The organism is Roseibium alexandrii DFL-11 (assembly GCF_000158095.2).
Classification (GTDB): domain Bacteria; phylum Pseudomonadota; class Alphaproteobacteria; order Rhizobiales; family Stappiaceae; genus Roseibium; species Roseibium alexandrii.
In genome coordinates, this window is record NZ_CM011002.1 from 690,181 (window position 1) to 709,698 (window position 19,518).

24 protein-coding genes are annotated in these 19,518 nt (G+C 56.2%); 19 read left to right on the plus strand and 5 right to left on the minus strand.

Features of this window, described 5'->3' with window-relative positions; all coding sequences use genetic code 11:
* Nucleotides 1–308: 308 nt before the first annotated feature.
* From SADFL11_RS03250 to SADFL11_RS03270, 5 genes are all read left to right on the plus strand, one after another.
* Nucleotides 309–668, plus strand: a complete 360-nt coding sequence (locus tag SADFL11_RS03250; protein ID WP_040450704.1) for a YciI family protein — start codon at nt 309–311, stop codon at nt 666–668.
* A 31-nt stretch (nt 669–699) separates the two neighbouring features.
* Complete coding sequence (locus SADFL11_RS03255) at nt 700–1,938, plus strand: RNA polymerase sigma factor (RefSeq protein ID WP_008190261.1); 1,239 nt, start codon at nt 700–702, stop codon at nt 1,936–1,938.
* A 53-nt stretch (nt 1,939–1,991) separates the two neighbouring features.
* On the plus strand, nt 1,992–2,486 hold the full coding sequence (locus SADFL11_RS03260) for an SET domain-containing protein (protein ID WP_040450703.1): 495 nt from the start codon (nt 1,992–1,994) through the stop codon (nt 2,484–2,486).
* A gap of 152 nt (nt 2,487–2,638) precedes the next feature.
* A complete protein-coding gene (locus SADFL11_RS03265; protein WP_008191887.1) occupies nt 2,639–3,145 on the plus strand; it encodes a hypothetical protein in 507 nt (168 codons plus the stop codon).
* 122 nt (nt 3,146–3,267) lie between these two features.
* Complete coding sequence (locus tag SADFL11_RS03270; RefSeq protein WP_040450702.1) at nt 3,268–3,957, plus strand: SDR family NAD(P)-dependent oxidoreductase; 690 nt, start codon at nt 3,268–3,270, stop codon at nt 3,955–3,957.
* 38 nt (nt 3,958–3,995) lie between these two features.
* Here SADFL11_RS03270 and SADFL11_RS03275 read toward each other — a convergent pair whose 3' ends face one another.
* The gene (locus tag SADFL11_RS03275; protein WP_040452170.1) at nt 3,996–4,307 is read right to left on the minus strand and encodes a DMT family transporter; all 312 of its coding nucleotides are present in this window, start codon (nt 4,305–4,307) and stop codon (nt 3,996–3,998) included.
* Between the two features lie 155 nt (nt 4,308–4,462).
* Here SADFL11_RS03275 and speB point away from each other — a divergent pair, with 155 nt between their 5' ends.
* The 7 genes from speB (at nt 4,463) to SADFL11_RS03310 (ending at nt 11,066) form a co-directional block, all read left to right on the plus strand.
* Nucleotides 4,463–5,440, plus strand: a complete 978-nt coding sequence (speB, locus tag SADFL11_RS03280; protein WP_040452168.1) for an agmatinase — start codon at nt 4,463–4,465, stop codon at nt 5,438–5,440.
* Nucleotides 5,437–5,823, plus strand: a complete 387-nt coding sequence (locus SADFL11_RS03285; protein ID WP_008191135.1) for a cupin domain-containing protein — start codon at nt 5,437–5,439, stop codon at nt 5,821–5,823. The genes speB and SADFL11_RS03285 overlap by 4 nt, the downstream gene beginning before the upstream one ends.
* 170 nt (nt 5,824–5,993) lie before the next feature.
* On the plus strand, nt 5,994–6,950 hold the full coding sequence (locus SADFL11_RS03290; protein ID WP_008195480.1) for a TAXI family TRAP transporter solute-binding subunit: 957 nt from the start codon (nt 5,994–5,996) through the stop codon (nt 6,948–6,950).
* A 62-nt stretch (nt 6,951–7,012) separates the two neighbouring features.
* On the plus strand, nt 7,013–8,800 hold the full coding sequence (locus tag SADFL11_RS03295; protein WP_050775959.1) for a TRAP transporter permease: 1,788 nt from the start codon (nt 7,013–7,015) through the stop codon (nt 8,798–8,800).
* A gap of 61 nt (nt 8,801–8,861) precedes the next feature.
* Nucleotides 8,862–9,266, plus strand: a complete 405-nt coding sequence (locus SADFL11_RS03300) for an ACT domain-containing protein (protein ID WP_040452166.1) — start codon at nt 8,862–8,864, stop codon at nt 9,264–9,266.
* Nucleotides 9,267–9,413: 147 nt separating this feature from the next.
* Nucleotides 9,414–10,262 (plus strand): adenylate/guanylate cyclase domain-containing protein, encoded by an 849-nt coding sequence (locus SADFL11_RS03305; protein ID WP_008194485.1) that lies wholly within the window; start codon nt 9,414–9,416, stop codon nt 10,260–10,262.
* Nucleotides 10,263–10,451: 189 nt separating this feature from the next.
* Complete coding sequence (locus tag SADFL11_RS03310) at nt 10,452–11,066, plus strand: ATP-dependent Clp protease proteolytic subunit (protein ID WP_008190473.1); 615 nt, start codon at nt 10,452–10,454, stop codon at nt 11,064–11,066.
* A 63-nt stretch (nt 11,067–11,129) separates the two neighbouring features.
* Here SADFL11_RS03310 and SADFL11_RS03315 read toward each other — a convergent pair whose 3' ends face one another.
* Nucleotides 11,130–11,534 carry a globin family protein gene (locus SADFL11_RS03315; protein ID WP_134852884.1) on the minus strand — a complete coding sequence of 135 codons (405 nt, stop codon included), beginning with the start codon at nt 11,532–11,534 and terminating at the stop codon, nt 11,130–11,132.
* 107 nt (nt 11,535–11,641) lie between these two features.
* Between SADFL11_RS03315 and SADFL11_RS03320 the strand changes: the two genes are divergently transcribed.
* The 3 genes from SADFL11_RS03320 (at nt 11,642) to SADFL11_RS03330 (ending at nt 14,623) form a co-directional block, all read left to right on the plus strand.
* On the plus strand, nt 11,642–12,469 hold the full coding sequence (locus SADFL11_RS03320) for an aldo/keto reductase (protein ID WP_040452164.1): 828 nt from the start codon (nt 11,642–11,644) through the stop codon (nt 12,467–12,469).
* Nucleotides 12,470–12,478: 9 nt separating this feature from the next.
* Nucleotides 12,479–13,285, plus strand: coding sequence for a YdcF family protein (locus SADFL11_RS03325; RefSeq protein WP_008196728.1), 807 nt, complete (start codon nt 12,479–12,481; stop codon nt 13,283–13,285).
* A gap of 90 nt (nt 13,286–13,375) precedes the next feature.
* Entirely contained in the window at nt 13,376–14,623 is a 1,248-nt protein-coding gene (locus SADFL11_RS03330) for an adenylate/guanylate cyclase domain-containing protein (RefSeq protein WP_040450701.1), read from the plus strand.
* On the opposite strand, the gene SADFL11_RS03335 is transcribed toward SADFL11_RS03330, so the two are convergent.
* Nucleotides 14,509–15,264, minus strand: a complete 756-nt coding sequence (locus SADFL11_RS03335; RefSeq protein ID WP_134852885.1) for a DUF599 domain-containing protein — start codon at nt 15,262–15,264, stop codon at nt 14,509–14,511. The two genes, SADFL11_RS03330 and SADFL11_RS03335, sit on opposite strands and share 115 nt — an antisense overlap.
* Nucleotides 15,265–15,680: 416 nt before the next feature.
* On the opposite strand from SADFL11_RS03335, the gene SADFL11_RS25690 reads away from it, so the two are divergent.
* Entirely contained in the window at nt 15,681–15,803 is a 123-nt protein-coding gene (locus tag SADFL11_RS25690) for a hypothetical protein (protein ID WP_265936775.1), read from the plus strand.
* A 100-nt stretch (nt 15,804–15,903) separates the two neighbouring features.
* On the opposite strand, the gene SADFL11_RS03345 is transcribed toward SADFL11_RS25690, so the two are convergent.
* Nucleotides 15,904–16,386: a hypothetical protein gene (locus tag SADFL11_RS03345; RefSeq protein WP_134852887.1), complete on the minus strand. Its 483-nt coding sequence runs from the start codon at nt 16,384–16,386 to the stop codon at nt 15,904–15,906.
* Between the two features lie 146 nt (nt 16,387–16,532).
* Nucleotides 16,533–17,417, minus strand: a complete 885-nt coding sequence (locus SADFL11_RS03350) for an SDR family NAD(P)-dependent oxidoreductase (RefSeq protein WP_008193521.1) — start codon at nt 17,415–17,417, stop codon at nt 16,533–16,535.
* A gap of 121 nt (nt 17,418–17,538) precedes the next feature.
* On the opposite strand from SADFL11_RS03350, the gene SADFL11_RS03355 reads away from it, so the two are divergent.
* From SADFL11_RS03355 to SADFL11_RS03365, 3 genes are all read left to right on the plus strand, one after another.
* On the plus strand, nt 17,539–17,973 hold the full coding sequence (locus tag SADFL11_RS03355; protein ID WP_008192759.1) for a DUF1489 family protein: 435 nt from the start codon (nt 17,539–17,541) through the stop codon (nt 17,971–17,973).
* Between the two features lie 119 nt (nt 17,974–18,092).
* A complete protein-coding gene (locus tag SADFL11_RS03360; protein ID WP_050775957.1) occupies nt 18,093–18,812 on the plus strand; it encodes a vWA domain-containing protein in 720 nt (239 codons plus the stop codon).
* The gene (locus tag SADFL11_RS03365; protein ID WP_008195065.1) at nt 18,809–19,513 is read left to right on the plus strand and encodes a DnaJ domain-containing protein; all 705 of its coding nucleotides are present in this window, start codon (nt 18,809–18,811) and stop codon (nt 19,511–19,513) included. The genes SADFL11_RS03360 and SADFL11_RS03365 overlap by 4 nt, the downstream gene beginning before the upstream one ends.
* Nucleotides 19,514–19,518 lie beyond the last annotated feature (5 nt).

Sequence of the window (19,518 nt, forward strand, 5' to 3'; positions counted from 1 at the left end):
TGCCGGGGCTTTTTTGTTTCTAAAGCGCTTCTCGTTGCCGCGGTCGGACAATTTTTTGCAAATACATTTTCAAGCATGTCGAAAAAGACGGACGCCGAACGTCAGAAGTGTGTCGAAACCTGAATTTGGTGTTTTGAGAGGACCTTTTATCGGATCGGAATGGGTGCGACCCTGTTCACTTCCTCCGATTTGGTCAAGGAAGTCCGGAGAGCAAGCGTCTTGCGATTTGATCGGAAAAGAACAAGTCTGCTCGCGGCCCGATTTTGGATTTTGACAGTTTTTGACACTGAAGAAACGAGGATTTCAGTATGAAATACATGATGTTGATCTATGCAGACCCCGCCCGCGAACCGGTTTATGGCACGCCGGAGTTTGAAAAGATGATGAGCGGCTATTTCGCGTTGAGTGAGAAATTGGCGGCGGACGGTGTCATGCTGGCCGGTGAGGGGCTGAAAGAGGCGGAGACTGCCAAAGCGCTGCGTGTGCGCGGCGGAAAAGTGGAAACCATGGATGGACCATTCGCTGAGACCAAGGAGCACCTGGGCGGGTTTTATCTCATCGACGTTCCGGATCTTGATACGGCCCTTGGTTATGCCGCTCAGATCCCGAGCGCGGAATACGGGACGGTCGAAGTACGGCCGGTGATGGACTATCCTGACGCTGGCTAACGGCGGTGTCCTAAACTGTCTGGAAGGTTCCATGACCGCCTCCGGCTCGAATGCCATCGCAGTCACCAAAGTCCTGGGCGGCCTCGCCCGGGACGAGCGGGGGCGGTTGTTATCTATCCTGATTGGCAAATTCCGGGATTTTCAACTCGCCGAAGACGTCCTCCAGGATGCCATGGTGTCCGCAGTCTCTCATTGGGGGCGCAATGGTCTGCCCAAATCTCCCCAGGCATGGCTCCTGAAAGTTGCCTATCGAAAGGCAATCGATCGCATCAGACGCAAACAAACGGTCGATCGCGCCGAGACGGACCTTTCCATGATGATGGATGAGGTGTCCGGGCTGGAGGAGAACGAAGATATCCCGGATGAGCGATTGCGCCTGATCTTCACCTGCTGCCATCCGGTACTTGAAACCAAATCCCGGATGGCGCTAACGCTTCGCACATTAGGCGGACTGACGACTGGAGAAATCGCACGGGCTTTCCTGGACCGCGAAACCACCATGGGACAGCGATTGTCCCGGGCGAAAGCGAAGCTTGGCGGCGCAGGTATCTCGTATGAAGTGCCAGGTCCCGAACAATGGGCGGAACGGCTCGATGCCGTTTTGGGTGTGGTCTATCTGATCTTCACAACAGGCTTATCTGCACCTGAGGATGATCAACGCGGTCTCGCCCACGAAGCTATCTTCCTTTGCAACATATTGAACAAACTTCGGCCTGATGACCCGGAAATCGAAGGTTGCCTCGCGCTTTTGACACTCAATTATGCGCGCCGTGCGGCACGGTTTGACGGTGAGGGAGCTCGCGTTGCCTTTCTCGATCAGGACCGGGCGCTCTGGCAGTCTTCAGAACTGCAAGACGGCATCTCGCTGGTCGAAACCGCCTTGGCGCGCCGAAAACTGGGGCCTTACCAAATCAAAGCGGCGATTGCAGCGTGCCATTGTGAAGGCGCATCGCCAGACTGGGCACAAATCCTGTTGCTCTACGAAGAGTTGCTGGTTTTCGAGCCGACGGATGTGGTCCGCCTGAACCGTGCTGTTGCATTGGCGGAGATCGGCGCCCTCCATGAGGCACTGGAACTGATTGCGGTGTTGGAGCCGGATCTCTCGGACTATCAGCCTCTTTATGCCGCCAAGGCGGAACTGCTTTATCGCGCGGGGAACCTCGGCAAGGCGCACTCCGTCTATGCGAAGGCAATCGCATTGGCACAGGCGAAAGCCGACCGTTTGTTTCTGGAACACCGGGCAAGGCGGTGTGTCAGGGAGCAGTCATAACCGGATGATACCGGTCAGTTTCGCCAAACGGTATTTGAAGGATTTTTGTTGCAATGACGATGACATGGTTTTCGCCAAAGGTGGAAAAGCGGAGCAGCGGATTCGAAGGGCGCGGTCTTTTTGCCATTGCGCCAATCACCAAAGGTGAGCTGGTGGTCGTCAAGGGCGGTCATGTGTTCGACCGGGCAAGGCGCGACGAACTTGCAAAGAGTTTGGGACCGGCGGAGATCCAGATCGGGGACGACCTGTTTATTGGGCCGGTATCAGCCGACGAGCGCGAAAGCTCGATGATGCACCTCAATCATTCGTGTGCGCCAAATCTCGGAATTCGGGGCCAGATTGCCTTTCATGCGATGCGCCACATCAAAGACGGTGAGGAACTCAGTTTTGACTATGCGACGGGTGATGATGATGACTGGGAAATGGAATGCGCTTGCGGCACTGATCGCTGCCGCGGACTTATAACAGGACGAGACTGGCGCCGTGCGGAACTGCAGGTTCGGTATGCTGATTGGTTCTCGGATTACTTGGCGCGGAAAATTACATAAAATATAGATTTCATTTCGTTTGAGTGTCTTGCAATTGAATCACGTTTTCCTGTAGTAAATGTAATGATTATACATTTGAATAATTATTGAATATACGAACGGGTGGTCGCATCTCCAGTGCATCGAACGGCACAAACTCATGGAGGAATGACATGCCCCTGAAAAAAACACTCATCACAGCAACACTCGCCACCGCAGCTTTGGGAATTGGCAGTGCGCACGCCCTTGAACAATGCCAACCATTTTCGGTTACAGCGCCGATGAATGAACATCGCGTCGTCAAAGTGGTAAAGCAGGGATCCGATGCACCGATGCCCGGTGATCTTCGAATCGGTCACAGCGATCTCGTCGACAACAACGGCAACGCGGTGGGCTCAGTTGAATGGGAAACCCGTGTCCTCGGTGAAGATGATGCAGGTCAGGTCCGGCTGGCTTCTGATGTTGTCCTGAGCTTTGAAAACGGCAATCTCTATGCCCGTTCAGGGGCTTATACGGTCGACAAACCGGTTCATTCACCGGAAACCCGCACGATCGGCAATGAACAGACCCGCGATGTGCTCGGTGGATCGGGCGTGTTTGAAGATGCCAATGGCCAGATCACCTTTTCGATGCAGGAGAATGGTGACGCCCAACTCAATGTGAACATCGCCTGCACCTAAGACGATGAGGCAGATCGGTCTGAGGTTGGGCCGGTCTGCCTTGCCCTCCAAGATAGTCATCATTACCACCAATCCTGATTGGCTGTTGTTGCGTAACGACATAAACGCAAACAGGACAATCTATGGGCACTTTGGCAATTGTGATTGGGGCAACGGGCGGCATCGGTTCCGCCTTGGTGCGGGTGCTGGATGAAAGTGGTCCTTATGACCGCGTGGTTGGCCTTTCCCGGAGAACGCATCCAGGTTTGGATTTGCTCGACGAGACCAGCATTCAAGCCGCTGCCAAATGGGTTGCCGGGCAGGGTGATGATCTCCGGCTCGTCTTTGATGCAACCGGCGCTTTGACGCTCGGCGATCGCAAGCCGGAAAAGAGCCTTCGGGAGCTGGATCCACAAGCCCTTGCAGAATCTTATGCCATCAACGCCATCGGTCCGGCGCTTTTGATGAAGCATTTCCTTCCGCTCCTACCCAAGGATGGCAAAAGCGTCTTTGCAACACTATCGGCGCGGGTTGGATCCATTTCAGACAACAATCTGGGGGGCTGGTACGGTTACCGGGCATCGAAAGCCGCCCTTAATCAGCTTGTGCGGACCGCCTCCATTGAGCTCGCGCGGCGCAAACCGCATGCGGTCTGTGTCGCGCTTCATCCTGGAACCGTGCGGACACCATTGACTGAAGGGTTTGCCAAATCGGGTCTGGAGGTGCAGGCGCCCGATAAGGCCGCCGAACGCCTGCTGACCGTGATCAACGGCCTGACACCGGCCGAGACCGGCGGCTATTTTGATCACATGGGCGAACGGATCGAGTGGTAGCCCACGCCGATCCGGTCTTTTTGTTGCTGCCGGTTTGATCAAGACAGTTTCATCGTCACCATACCGGCGACGATCAGCAGTGCCGCGATCAGGCGTTGCGGGGTGATCGCTTCGCCAAGTACCCAGACACCGACGGCAAAAGCGCCGATCGTACCAATCCCGGTCCAGATCATGTAAGCCGTTCCGAGCGGCAAACTGCGCATTGAAACTGCCAGCAGTCCGAAAGATCCGGCCATGGCCACAGTCATGACAAAGGTTGGCAAGAAGCGGCTGAAGCCGTGCGATTGTTTCATCGCATACGCCCAGATGATTTCCAGAAGGCCGGCCAAAAACAACAAGACCCAAGCCATGTTTGTCTCCATGCTCGGGTCGTCCCGGATTGAATGTAATGGGGAGGCGCGGCCGTCCGCGTACCCGTCAGATAAGAAGTCACTTGACGGGTTCAAGTCTGGTTATGTTCAATCAGACATCTTTTGCTCCAGCCGCGTCGCTTTGGGAATTGTTCATGTCAGATCCGTTTTTTCAGCCCGTTTCCGGGTTCGACCTGCCGCGCTTTGCCGGTGTGCCGACATTCATGCGGCTGCCCCATGTCGAACTCGACAACCCCCGGCTACCGGAGGTGCAGATCGGCCTGATCGGAGCGCCCTGGGATGGTGGCACGACCAACCGTCCCGGTCCGCGCCACGGTCCCCGTCAGCTCCGGGACGCCTCTACAATGATCCGGGCGCAAAACGGGGATACGGGTGTGCGGCCATTTGAGCTGGTCAATTGCGCGGATCTTGGTGATGTCGGACCGAACCCGGCAAGTGTTGACGACAGCCTGCACCGGATGACCACATATTATGATGAAGTTCTGGATGCAGGCGTCGTCCCGCTGACAGCTGGTGGTGATCACCTGTGCTCGCTACCGATACTCCGAGCGATCGCCAACAAACACGGACCGGTCGGGATGATCCATTTCGACAGCCATACAGATCTCTTCAAGAGCTATTTTGGCGGCATGCAATATACCCATGGAACGCCCTTCCGGCGCGCTGTTGAAGAGGAATTGCTGGACCCCAAGCGGGTTGTGCAGATCGGCATTCGCGGAACGGCTTATGATTTTGAAGACCGGGATTTTGCCGAGAGTGTTGGCATTCGGGTGATTGCCATCGAGGAGTATTTCGCCCGCGGGGTGCAGGATGTCCTGGCGGAGGCAAAGGAGATCGCCGGTCAAGGCGCGACATATGTCTCCTACGACATCGATTTTGTTGATCCGGCGTTTGCCCCAGGGACCGGCACACCGGAAGTCGGAGGTCCGAACTCTTTTGAAGCGCTGCAAGTCGCGCGCATGCTGGACGGGGTCAATATTGTCGGGGCGGATCTTGTAGAGGTGTCGCCGCCGTTCGATCAAAGCGGCGGGACGGCCTTCCTGGGTGTTTCGATCATGTTCGAACTCTTGTGCAACATGGCCTTGACCCTGAAAGGAGCGGAGCAGGAATGAAAACAACCAAACTCCCGGTTAAGCCGGACGCCAAATCGCCCGCCGGTGCTCAAATCCGTTACATCATGGACGGCGAGACCGGGAACATGATCCACAGTACAGTCCCGCCCGGGCAAGTGAACAAGGGATGCCGTTTGAAGACCGTCAGCGAGTTTTGGCATGTGCTGGAGGGGCGCGGTCAAATCTGGCGTGCAAGGGAAGGGCGTGAAGAAACGGTGGTTCTGGAAGCTGGAGTGTCCATCGACATTCCGGTAGGGACAGCGTTTCAATACCGCTGCGACGGCGATCAGCCGCTGAAATTCATCTGTATCTCCATGCCACCATGGCCGGGAGATTCAGAAGCCGAGCCTGTTAAAGGAATATGGAAGCCGACCATCGGCTGATTGGCAGTGGATTGCCGGATAATATCCGTCTTCGGCTTCTGACGTTTATTGCACGTTTTATAGTCAAGCTGATCCGGTTTGAACAACCGACGTACCATTTCTGCTTGTAATAGCATTGCGCCTTGGAAGCGCTCCCAATAACGTTAATGAAAACCATAGGGAGCGATCGCATGAAATCCGGTCTTTTGAAACTGGCCATAGGCCTGTCCTTGTCGCTTGGTGCTGTTCACGCACAGGCGGAAACGCGCATCACCTACAAGTCGGCGAAGTCCACCTCGTCCTACTACCAAATGGGCGTTCAGATTGCTGAAGCGGTCAAGGAAGGCAGCAACGGCGACATCATCGTCACCGTTGAAGAAAGCCAGGGCTCAGTTCAAAACGTGATGGAAGCCCGTGCGCGCGGCGGAGACTATGTCTTCACCACACCGCCGGTGCTCGTGAGGCTTGCCCAGGGCGGCAAAGCCATGTTCGAGGGCAAGGGCGATCCGAAGTTCGACGAGATCCGCGCCCTTTTCCCGATCCCGTCGCTGACCATGCATTTCGTCATGTCTGAAAAGAGCGGCGTGACGGATTTCGCTGGTATGGAAGGCAAAACCATCCTGCTCGGTAAAGGTTCATTCGGGGCGCGTGAAGGTGAGAAGTACCTCAAGCTCTTCGGCCTGGAAGGCAAGGTCGATCTTGCCGAGGTTGAACTGTCCAATGCTGTTGCGGCGCTCAAGAATGGCCAAATCGACGGATTTGTGACCGCCGGGTCCTGGCCGGCACCGAACGTTATTGAAGCGGCTGCGTCGACCGGAGTGAATGTCATTTCATTGTCTGATGATCAGATCGCGCAATCCAAGCGGGCCAAGCTGGTCATTCCGGCGGGCACCTATGCCGGACAGAGCGAAGACATCACCACAACATCCTTGCCGGTGGTCGCCTTTACCACGACTGCAATGGACGATGACACGGCCTACGCCCTGACCAAGACCTTCTGGGAGCAGAAAGCGAAGATGGGTGAGGGTGCAGCCTGGTGGAACGGCGTTGACCAGGGCTTGATGGAAAACATCACTGGCAAAATCCATCCAGGTGCCGTGCGCTATTACCAGGAAGCGGGCATCGATCTCACGGATGCTCAAAAGTAACTCGTTTGTCTCCCGATCCGGCGCTCATTTGGCGCCGGATCTCTCTTTTTTGAACAGTTCCCATGATCAGCACTGACACCCCGACGTCGCCACTCTGGCGAACCCTGATGCTTTGCCTTGCCGTTGTCCTCGTGGTGTTTCACCTCGGACTGATCTTTTCCGGCTTGGTGCCAAACCTGGTCAGCCGGCCGCTGCACCTTGCTTTGGCCTTGCCGTGGATCTTCCTGTTCGTTGAAGGCGCACTGCTCAAGCGCGCAAGCGGTGCTGTGCTGTGTGTCCTTGGTGTCGCCGGATGCCTATGGGTGGCGATCAACCAGGATATGTTGTCCGATCAATACGGCTTTTTGGAAGGCTCTTTTCAGTATTGGCTGGCTGCGGTTCTTTTGATCGTGGTTTTGGAAGGTGCCCGCCGGGCAATCGGGTGGCCACTGCCGATCGTGGCAGCGCTTGCGCTGGCTTACGGGTTGTTCGGTCAACATATTCCGGGTGAATTCGGGCATTCAGGAACACCGCTGGCCAGCTTTCTTGGAACACTCACCATCGCCGAGGGCGGGATCTGGGGCAGCCTGACCGGGGTCTCGGTCAATGTGGTTGCGATCTTTGTGATCTTCGGTGCGGTTTTGAATGCCGGCGAAGCGGGCCAAGGCTTCATGAACCTGGCAGCCGCAGCGGCGGGCCGTCTCAAGGGCGGTGCGGCCAAGGTGTCCGTGCTGTCTTCTGCGCTCTTTGGGTCCATCTCCGGCTCGGCGTCGGCGAATGTCGCCTCAACCGGGGCAATTACATTGCCGGCGATGACGCGGCTGGGATATCCCAAACGTTTGGCTGGCGCTGTAGAGGCTGTTGCGTCTTCTGGTGGCCAGATCATGCCGCCGCTGATGGGGGCAGGAGCCTTTGTCATGGTCGAACTGACCCGCGTACCGTACACGCAGATCATGATGGCCGCACTGTTGCCGGCGATTCTCTACTTTTTCGCGGTCTGGATCGGCATCAATGCCTACGCCCGCCATCATAATCTGAAAGCCGTGGCGAAGGAGGACCGGCCGCCGGTCCGCCAGGTGCTCATCACCTCGGCGTTCTTCATGGTGCCGTTTGCGGTGCTGCTTTACGGAATGTTCGTCGCGAAATACACACCGCAGTATGCGGCCTGCCTCGCCATTCTGGCAGGCTTTGTCCTTCTGTTTTTCACTGCAAAAGGTGTGGCTTCGGGCAAGGAGATCCTTGGTCGGTTGGAAAGCGCCTTTGTGAATGCAGCGCGCCAAGTCTCCGTCATCGCCTCGATCATCATCTGCGCCTCTATCATCATCGGTGTTCTCGCGATTACCGGGCTCGGGGTGAAGATCACTTCGCTGATCCTCTCCGGGTCTGGCGGATACTTGTGGCCGGCGCTATTGCTGACTGCCATTGCATGTCTGGTTCTGGGCATGGAAGTCCCAACGACGGCGGCCTACGTCATCTGTGTTTCGGTTGCCGGGCCAGCCCTTATCGAGCAGGGTCTTGAACCGCTTCAAGCGCATCTGTTTGTGTTCTGGTTTGCGCTGATTTCTACCATCACCCCCCCAGTGTGTGGGGCGGTCTTCATTGCAGCCGGGATGATCGGCGAGAACTGGCTGAAAGTGGCTTTCACGGCGATGGCGCTGGGCATCGGGCTCTACGTCATTCCCTTGGCGATGATCGCCAACCCGTCGGTGATTGCCCTATCCGATGCACCGACTTTGGCGCTGTTGGCTGCGGCCAAGATCGGTCTCGGTCTGGGCCTGATTTCCTTTGGCGTGATCGGGTTCACAAAGCCGGTTCAGAAATTTTTGGCCATCGGCAGTGGCCTGCTTGTTGTGTTTTTGGCAGGTGTTTAGTCTGCAAGCAGAGCATCTCGGACCAAAGCGCAGCAACACAAACGCAAGCAGATGGAAAATCATGACCGGTGAAACCGACCTCCAAAACCTGATCTCCCATATGCGGCCAATGCTTGATCCCAAGCCGTATGTGTTCTGCACGTTTGCAACGAAGAGCCTCGTTGAACTCGCTGAGTACGAACCGATCGGTCTTTTTTCCGAGACGGAGGGCATGACGGCCATTCTCCCGCTGGAACGGGCACGGGAGCTCGAACTGGTTGAGGCAGAATGGTTCCGCAGGATCACTCTGACAGTGCATTCGTCGCTAGAGGCGGTTGGTTTGACGGCAGCTGTTGCCAGAGCTTTGGCGGAGGAGGGTATCCCGGCAAACGTGGTTGCGGCGTTTTTTCACGACCATGTTTTTGTTCCAGAAGAACGGGCGGAAGATGCGCTGAACGCTTTGAGAACGCTTGCTGAAACGCAGTGAGTTACCGGGATTGGAACTCACCTCACGACCGGCATTGCGACAATTGACAAAGGTTTTTCCTTGCAATTTCAGCCGAAGATTCCCATTCCTAACTAAGGCGACGGTCACAAGTATGTTATCGGGCGCCGGGCAGTCAGGGGTAGATTGATGGAACGGGCGAAGCGCCGTTTGGCCGCTATCATGTGTGCGGATGTTGCACACTATTCCAGGCTCATGGAGCAGGATGAAGACGGCACGCTCAATCGTCTGAAAACCTACCGCAGCATCATGTCTTCCCTCACAGCACGGCATAGTGGGCGCATCGTCAATACTTGGGGCGATGCGGTCATCATCGAGTTTTCTTCCGTGATTGAGGCGGTGCAATGCGCAGTCGAAATCCAGAACGAGCTGTCTCATAAAAACGCCGAGTTGCCGGACGCGACCCGCATGGAATTCCGGATCGGGTTGAACCTCGGCGATATCATGATTGAGGGCGATGATATCTACGGTGATGGCGTCAACGTCGCCGCACGGCTGCAGGAACTGGCCCCAAAGGGCGGCATTATGCTGTCACAATCGGTTTACGACCAGGTCCGCACAAAACTGGCGCTCGGCTTCGAGCCGCTCGGGCCAAAACAGGTCAAGAATGTCTCCGAACCTGTGCAAACTTTCTCAGTGCGCCTCGGTGGCCGGAACTCTCCTGAGACCGCTGGATCTGAAGAGGACGACTTGCAGGACACTGCTGAACCCAACAGCAGTGGCAATTGGGAAAAAGACACGCAGGCGGTGGCGAACGGATTTGAACAGGCGCGCCGATGGATCCGGTCTCAACCGAGGCGGGTCCAGTCCTGTGTTTTCATGATCGGCTTCTTCTTTGTCCTCAATTTGTTGACCTCAGGCCTGTCGACGTTGTGGTTCGTCTGGCCGTCTCTGCCGTTTGGAATGATGCTGGTCTGGCATCTGATCGCGGGGCGCCGGGGCGACAAACTCCCCATTCATCCACACCGGCCGGATTGAAAAGCGTCTTTGTGAGCATATGTTGCCGGTCTGATAACTCTTTTCGGCTTAAGAACGCTGACAAGATTTGCGAGAGCGCAGCTCTTCGCTTACACATGGGACAAACCGGTTCGGCTCGGCCCGCTGACCAGACCGGAAAGAACCGCCGGGAATGACCGGCACAACAGCCAAGGGAGCTAAATCCTGCGCATGAAAAACTATTCGACCACGGTGCCTGCACGCCTCGACGATGAAGACGAGGACAAGTCCAAAGCCCAACCGTCGATCCAGGTCGACAAGCATCTGTTCGAAGCGCGCACCGTCCTGATTACAGGTCCGGTGACCCAGGACATGGCCCGTGACGTGTGCGCCCGCCTTCTGGCGCTGGCACAAGTTTCCAATGATCCGATCACCGTCATCGTGTCGTCTCCGGGCGGTCACGTTGAATCCGGTGACATGATCCACGACGCCATCAAGTTCATTTCTCCGGAAGTTCGTATTCTCGGCATGGGCTGGGTCGCAAGTGCCGGTGCCTTGATCTACGTTTCTGTGCCGAAAGAGTTGCGCTTTTGCACGCCGAACACCCGCTTCTTGTTGCACCAACCGTCCGGTGGCGCCGGCGGTATGGCGACGGACATCGAGATCCAGGCCAAGGAAATCATTAAGATGCGCGATCGTCTTAACAAGATCTTCGCGGATGCAACCGGGCAGCCGATCGAGCGTATCGAAAAAGATACAGATCGTGACTACTGGATGAGCCCGGAAGAGGGCATTGACTATGGCCTCGTCGGGAAAGTCGTGACCAGCGTCAACGAACTCGGCTGATCCTTTCAGTCTTAGAACAAAGAGCGCCGGTGATGGAAGTCGCCGGCGCTTCTGTTTGCAGCGTCAGGCGCGCAGTTGGTCGTTGTCTACGGAATAGACCAGAACTGGAGCTGTGGGCCTGGGCGCCAGAACATGTGGGCGCAGACGTTCCATGAGCGAACGCAGTTCCGCTTCGTTTTCCTCGTTTTGATCACCGTGAAGCAATACCGCCACGAGGTGGTCTACGAAACGGCGATAAACATCGTCGCAATCGCACAGGGGCGAGAGGAGGTCGGTCACAGGCTTGCCGTCATAAAACGGGGAACCGCCGAAGAGGAAAACCAGGAACTCGCAAAAGTCTCCCGACGCATCGAACTCACCGCGCAGCGGTGCAAGATCGAAACACGGATCGGACTCCAGTCGGTCTCTGAGCGGGGGAATTGCAGCCAAGACTGCCTTTCTGCCACCAATTTTCATATACAATGTCATATCACTGTCTCCGGCCATCTTTGCGAACGTTGCGGGAAGTTTGACCCCTTTCGTCTGCGGTGGCTGTGACTGTCATCACAGCTGTTTCATCCATGGAAGAATCCACAATGATTTTCAGATCTATTCGTGACGTATCGATCCCGGCTATTGGGTTGGGAACCTGGGATTTGCGTGGGTCACAATGCGCGCAGACTGTGTCATTTGCTTTACAGAACGGTTACAGCCATGTGGATACGGCAGCGTATTATGAAAACGAATCTGAGGTCGGCGATGGGATTCGCGCTTCCGGTATGAACCGCCCGGACCTCTTTCTGACCACCAAGGTCTGGTGGGATCAGCTCGCAGCCGATGCATTCAGTACTTCGGCAGAAACAAGTCTTCGCAAGCTTCAAACCGATTATGTGGATCTCTTGCTCGTTCACTGGCCAAACCCCGACATACCGCTCGCGGAAACCATCGGCGCACTTGTTGAAGCGAAAGACCGCGGCCTTGCAAGGTCGATTGGTGTGTCCAATTACCCGTCCGCGCTGTTGCGGCAGGCGCAGGATCTTGCCGGTGGCCAGCTTGTGACCAACCAGGTTGAGTATCATCCTTTCTTGAGCCAGCGAACGCTCTTGCAGACGACACAGGATCTTGGAATGGCGCTGACCGCGTATTGTCCGATCGTCAAAGGGCGGGTTGATCAGGAAGGCTTGTTCCGCGATTTGGCTGAGAAGTATGGCAAGTCGCCGGTTCAGATCACATTGCGATGGCATGTGCAGCAGCCGAACGTCATCGCCATCCCAAAGAGCAGCAATCCGGATCGGCTGAAAGCCAACATTGAAATTTTTGATTTCGAGCTCGACAGCGACGAGATGGCGCAAATCAGCGCCTTGGGAAGGCCTGAGGGCCGGCTAATCAACGCCGCCTGGGGGCCTGTCTGGGATCCAGAGTGATATAAGTAGATGTTCTTTTATCTTTCCAAGATTGCAGCGTTTTTCATTCAGCCGTCCAATTTCCTGATTGCGCTTGTTGTGGTCGGCCTGATTGTATCGATGGGAACGCGGCTTCAAAAGTGGGGGCGGCGGTTCATTTGGGTTGGCGCACTTGGCCTCGTCATTTGCGGGTTTTCTCCGGCAGCAAACTTGTTGATCCAGCCTTTGGAAGACAGGTTTTCAAGACCGGCTGAGCTCGGGTCTTTCAACGGCGTTATCATTTTGGGCGGCGCGGTCGATACGGTGGTCACGGGTGCGCGCGGTGAGACGGCTTTGACCGTTTCCGGGGAGCGGTTGACCATCGCTGCCCGGCTTGCCAAGCAGCTCCCTGAAGCCTTGATCATTCATACCGGCGGCCAGGGGACAATCATCACGGGGCAGGCGACGGAATCCGAAGGGGCGTCGCGCCTGTTTGACGATTTCGGTATCGCTTCACAACGCATAATTTTGGAAGACGAATCCCGGAACACCTGGGAGAACGCTGTTCTCACGAAAGAGCTGGTCGATCCAAAGCCGGGACAGACCTGGCTTTTGGTGACCTCGGCGTACCATATGCCCCGATCCATGGGGGTTTTTGAAGCTGCCGGATGGACCGGCGTAACAGCCTATCCTGTTGACTACCGAACCCGCGGTGGCGCGGATTGGGGACTCGGCTTTGATGGTGCGTCCAAAGGGTTGCGCCGCCTGGACATTGGTGTTCGGGAGTGGATCGGCCTAACGGTTTATTGGATGACTGGCCGCAGCAGTGCCTTGTTTCCAGGCCCGGGTTTTTCTTAACCAGTAAAAGTTTCCGAAAAACACCACTTTTATTCTCCGGTTAAGAGACCCATATGGGTTTCATCTCATTTGAAAAGTAAGGGCGGGCAGATGGTCCTCGAAGCGCCGCTTGTCGCGGCAGATGTGGTGCAATGGCTTTACAGCGACGCACCCCAGCTGGACGGCACTCTTGAAATCGTTAGTGAACTTGCGCAGCGGCTGCGGGCGGGTGGTGTGCCGGTCGACCGTGCGACAACGGGTATCTGGATCGTTCACCCGAACGTTCGTGCGGAAGGTTCGATCTGGGACAGCGAAGGCACACGCGAGCTCCGGCGCTATGTCCCCGGCGAAGATGCTGACGCCAATTACGAAAGCAGCCCGATCAAACGTGTTCATGAAACCAAACAGCCTGTCCGGGTCGACATCTCCAACTGCGCCGGCACCGACGATGATTTTCCGGTCTGCCAGGAACTCCGTGAAGAGGGCTACACCGATTACATCGCTCTGCCGATGCCGTTTTCAGATGGCTCGGTGAAGGTCGCGACCTTCGCGACGAAGGCACCCAAAGGCTTTTCGGGCGGTAACTTGAGTGTTTTCGATTCGATCATGCGGCCGTTGGCGCTCGTGTGCGAACTCAAATCGCTACGCCGCACTGCGGAAACCGTGCTTAATACCTATGTCGGCCCAAGGGCAGGTTTGAAGGTGCTTGATGGCACGACCCGGCGCGGGGAGGGCGAGTGGATCAAGGCTGTGATCAGCTTTGCCGATATCCGCGGATTTACCCGTCTGTCCAATAGTCTGCCTGCCGACAAGCTTGTTCTGTTCCTCAACAAATACTTCGGTGCGATGACCGAAGCCGTTGAGGCTCACGGCGGTGAGGTGCTGAAGTTCATCGGCGACGAGGTGATGGCTATCTTCCCCTACGAAACGGAAGAGGAAGCGAAGTCAGCTGCCTACAACGCCTTGTTGGCTGCACGGGACACGCTGAAGAAGATCGGAGAGATCAATCAGCAGAAAACCTGCATGGTGACACCTGACATGAGCGTCGGGATCGCTTTGCATGCAGGCGATGTATTTTATGGCAATGTCGGCAGCGAAACGCGTCTTGATTTCACTGTTGTCGGACCGGCCGTCAATCTCGCCGCGCGCATTGCGGAACTGGCCAAGGACTTGGGCCGCGAAGTGCTCGTGTCCGACAATGTTGCAGGCCTGATGGGCTGCCGCTCAGGACTGTTTGGCAGCTATCACGTGAAGGGGTTTGATGATCCGGTGTCGGTGTATTCTCCCAATCTGACGTCTGGAGAGAAGTTCGACAACTGCCCGGACATAACTGTTGCGCGGGCTTTGGAAGAAAACTGACGGCGCAGGAGCACCAAAAACACGGCGACGGTCAGGATCGCGAAGGCGATCGGGCCGGCGAACCATCCTAGAAAGCCGATGGCGAAGAAGAGCGCCCTCTGGCCTCTATTGAAGTGGCGGCCGGCAAGGACGTTTAGCTCACCTGCTTTTCCCGCAATTTCGCGAATGGCGTCCGGATCGCCCTGGCTGCGCTCCGGAACAGCGCCCATGACGATGCTGGCGTAGTTGAAGAGCCGATACGCCCAACCAAACTTGAAGAAGCTGTAAGCAAAAATCAGCATGAGCCCCAACACTTTGATCTCCCAGAGAGCACGGCTGTCGGAAACCGGGATGGAGAGATCTCCGGCGACCTGAAGAATGCGATCTGTCGCATCCAGAAGGGCAAAGCTTCCCCCGATTGCCAGCAAGGCGGTTGATGCAAAGAAGGCCGTGCCTTGCTGCAATCCCGACAGGATCGCGGTGTCCATAATCCGGACCTCGCGCGTTGCCATGGTCAGCATCCAGTTCCGACGCTGCGTTTCCATCGCATATGACAGGGTTTTCTTGCGCAGCGGACCCAGATCAATCAGCAGGTTGAAACCGAGCCAAGCTACCAGGAACAGGCCGGCGGCGGCATAATCGAGTTGGGATAGGGCGTGCATAGAGGTCCGTATGGTCTTGAGAGCGATTGACGTGGAACCTGCGCATCTTATCGGGAACGTCAGCCCAGCATAAGCGGTGAAGGACAAATTCCTGAGGCAACTGTCATGGATATGCGGATGAGCGATAAAAGGGCCCCAAAACAGGTGCCGCGTCTTCTTTGGAATCGGACATAATTGGGGCTGGGTTCTTACGTTTGCGGCAAGCTGATCAGAATATGTGCAACTGCTCTCAGGGCCGTAAGTTGCTCAAATTAAAACAAAAAACCGGCAATGTGAAAATTGCAGAACTGATGCCAGATTTTTGCACTTGCGAACAGGTAAGGGATCGTTTACCACCTCGCCTCACTAGCGCCACATTTGCGGTCGGATGCGGCCCGCAACGCGGAAAAATATGTAGGGATTTAATGGACGAAAACGTGCAGAAATCTTGTTGGAGCGTGACACTTTGGACAGTCGGAGCCGTTGGCATCGCACTCGCCATGGTTCTCTTGTTCAACGACGTTGACAACGCCAAACAAGCCGTCGCCATCGCCAAATAAGCCTGAGGGCGCACGAAACACAAAAGCCGTAGCGATCGCTGCGGCTTTTTGCTTTCTGGCTGTCCGATTGGGCGGTGAAACAGTCAAGTTCTGACGTTTTTCAATTCAATACGGGAGCTGGAACAGTCGCTTTTGGGGCTGGGCGGTTTGGCGGTCCTGAGACTTTGCGCAACTCCATCTGACGCACAACCGTGCTGCTTCCCGGATGGCTGATCAGAAAACTGCTGTATGCATTTTCGCCTAGCGGCAGAAGCACAAGCTGCACTTCGCCTTGTCCCGGCCAGGTGACATCGGCGCCCCAGGCCTGCACTTGCTCTGGCAGGGTGTGAGGGCTCAAATCCAGAATGTCCGCAGCTTCCAACAGAGATGAGTTTCCTGAGTTCCAGGTCAGACCAGCGAGGCCATTTTCAACCTCAAAGAGTTCAATGTCTGTTTCGCTGATGGTCAAAACCAGATTGCCCACGACATTTCTGTAAAGCGTGAGTTCGCCTGTCTCAAGATCAGACGCAAGCGGTGCCCGATTGCCGTCCCGCTCAATAAAGCCTGCCGTGTTGATGACATGAAACCTTCCAAGCGGCTGCATGGTATCTGCCAGGGCAGTACCTGAAAGCATCCAAATTAGAACCAGCGAGAGGAAAAGCCGCAATGTCGATCATCCGTTCGGTAATGATCCCTGAAAGCTACCGTACGTATGTTGATAAAGTCTTCGCTCGGTCGATGAGGTGCCGATTATCTGGAAAGCGAGATCACCAGATCCTCGACTGCGGCGTGCTCCGGAGACCAGGAAAGAAGCCGTTTCGCATGTGTGTTGTCTGCAGATTGGGACAGAGCGTAGCCGGCGGCCCAGTCCTGATCGCGATCAATACCTTCCGGGGCCGGCTGCGTAACGATTTCCAGAGGCTTGCCATGACGAGCTGAGATATGGCTTGTAAGATGGTCTACGGAGACGCCGGAGATACCACTGCCTATGACGGACATGCGGAATCGGGTCTGACGCAACACCAGCGCGTAGAGCCGGGCAAGGTCGGATACTTCAACCAGCGGCCAAAACGTGTGTTCCGAGGCCCGGGTTTCAAACCTCCCGCTCTGTTTCAAGGCAGCTGTCATTTCTGCAACCGGACCAAAATCTGGTCCGCACACAAGGGCAGGGTGGACCACGCAAAGCGCGAGGTCTGTTCCTGTGGAGAGCGTCTTGATGGTCTCTGTCATGAACCGAAAGGCAGGCAGCGGTGAAAACGGCGTTTTCTCATTGAGCATGTCTCCTGCCTTGCAGGGCGGGTACAGCCAAATCCCACCGGTATAAACAACTTTGAGCGGTTGTTTGCGGTGCCGCGCGGCTTTTTTCATCTCCAGCATGGCGATCCGGTCGACCTTGCCCATGTCGGACGAGAAGGTCGCTCCGAGGTGGACAACAGCATCGCATGCTGTTGCCCGCTCAACCCACGTGGCCGGATCCCGCAGATCGCCGGGATAAGCTGAGGCGCCGAGGCGGCGCAGTTTTTCTGCAGATTGATCGGATCTGGACAGGCCGATGACCTGGCAACCGTCCTGGGCGAGCTGTTTGACTACTGCCGAGCCGATCCCGCCCGTGCCACCTGTAACGAATACATCCATTGTACGAGATGACCGGTTTACCGCTTCAAGCGCAAGAGCGTAAGCCCTTGTTGTAATCACTATCCACCGCTGCAGACGGTCGCTCTCTTGACCTTGCTTTGTTAACTGATAGGTCAGTTTTATGACCTTGCATCTTGTGAAACTCTGTGTGGGTGCTGATAGCGTCGAGAGCCTTCAGGCCTGGATCGACTTTCGCGTTGAGCAGGCGCGGGCGGCCGGGCTTGGCGCACACACCACCCATACCACGCGTATGGTGCCGACCCGGCGTGACGCGCTGCTGGATGGCGGGTCGCTCTATTGGGTCATCAAAGGAAAAATTCAGGCACGTCAGCATCTCCTGGATATTCGGCCTTTTACCGATGATGCTGGGGTGAAACGCTGCGACCTGGTGCTGGAGCCGCGGTTGATACTCACACAATATCAGCCAAAGCGGCCGTTCCAGGGGTGGCGTTATCTGAAGGCCGAAGATGCACCAAAGGATATTCGTGCCGGTGGAGATGTTCAGAACATGCCGGACAGCATGCGGCGGGATCTCACGGAGCTCTGTCTCATTTGATTGCAAACCGCCTGCGGCAATTGCGGCAAAAGCGTTGACGTAGACGGTCCCAAGAACCAAGTTCGGGTTGTGAACGGCAGGATAAGGGACACTCAGTCTTGGCAAAGACACGGGACAGCATGAATACCCCGGCGAAACGGCAGGATCAGACTGTCCGTTCGACCGAGGCCGATGTGTCCGCTTTTCTCGACAAGGTGAAGTCAGCGCCGCGCCCGGCCCCGGGTACATCCGGCCGGCTGATCTTCGCGCTCGATGCTACAATGAGCCGGCAACCCACTTGGGACACGGCTTGTCAGTTGCAGGGTGAGATGTTTCAGGAAGCCGCGTCCATTGGTGGCCTCAAGATCAAGCTTGTCTATTTCCGCGGCTTTGGCGAGTGCAGAGCCTCGCGTTGGTTTGAAACAGGGCAGGAGCTCGCCGGAGTGATGAGCCGGATTACCTGCCAAGGCGGTCACACGCAGATCCGTAAAGTACTTTCAGCTGCGATCAGCGCTGCGGAAAAAGAGAAAATTGCGGCGGTTGTTTATGTCGGCGACTGCATGGAAGAAAACGTCGACGCCCTATGTGACAAGGCAGGTCAGCTTGGCCTTCTGGGAGTGCCGATGTTTCTTTTTCAAGAAGGCCGGGATCAGGTTGCAGAGAGCGCGTTCCGCGAAATCGCCCGTTTAACCAACGGAGCTTATTGTCCGTTTGACGCCGGTGCTGCGCGTCAACTTTCCGAGCTCTTGAAGGCGGTTGCTGTTTTCGCTAGCGGTGGTCACAAGGCGCTGACTGCGTTTGAAAAGAAAGGCGGGCAGGGCGCCCGATTGTTGTTGGAGCAACTCAAGCCGTCATCATGATCTATTTGCTTCTCGGCCTTGTGCTGCTTGTCGTCTTCATTGCCATGATGCGGCAGTTCGTTCAGGCCAACCCGGCCAGGCTCGCGCAGTCTATCCGCACCTATGGCGGTATTCTCTTGATGATCCTTGCGGGTGTTTTTGCCGTTACCGGAAGGTTTGCGCTGGCGATCCCGGCGTTCGGGTTTGGGTTGTCGCTGCTTGGATTGGCCGGACTGCGGAACTTGTCGGGTTATAATCCCCAAAAGACTGCCGGGCAGCAGTCCCAGGTCCGCTCTGCCATGGTCGAAATGGAATTGGACCATGACACTGGTGCGTTATCTGGAACGGTACTTGCCGGCAGTTTCCAGGGCCGCCGGCTGGATGATCTGACAGATGAGGAGCTGCAGACGTTTTGGCAGGAAGCTCATCAGGACGATCAAAGCCTGAAGCTAGTCGAAGCTTATCTCGACCGCAGGCTTGCCGGTTGGCGTGAAGACTTCGAGCCGGATGCCACACATCGGCAGAGAAGCGCGTCGAGCTCGGGCCCCATGACAGATGAGGAGGCCTACCAGATCCTGGGGCTTTCTCCCGATGCCGGGGACGCGGAAATCCGAGCCGCGCACCGCAGGCTTATGATGCGGGTCCATCCCGACCAAGGAGGCTCCGGTTTCCTCGCGGCGAAAATCAACGAGGCGAAAGACACGCTTCTCAGAAGACATTAACGACA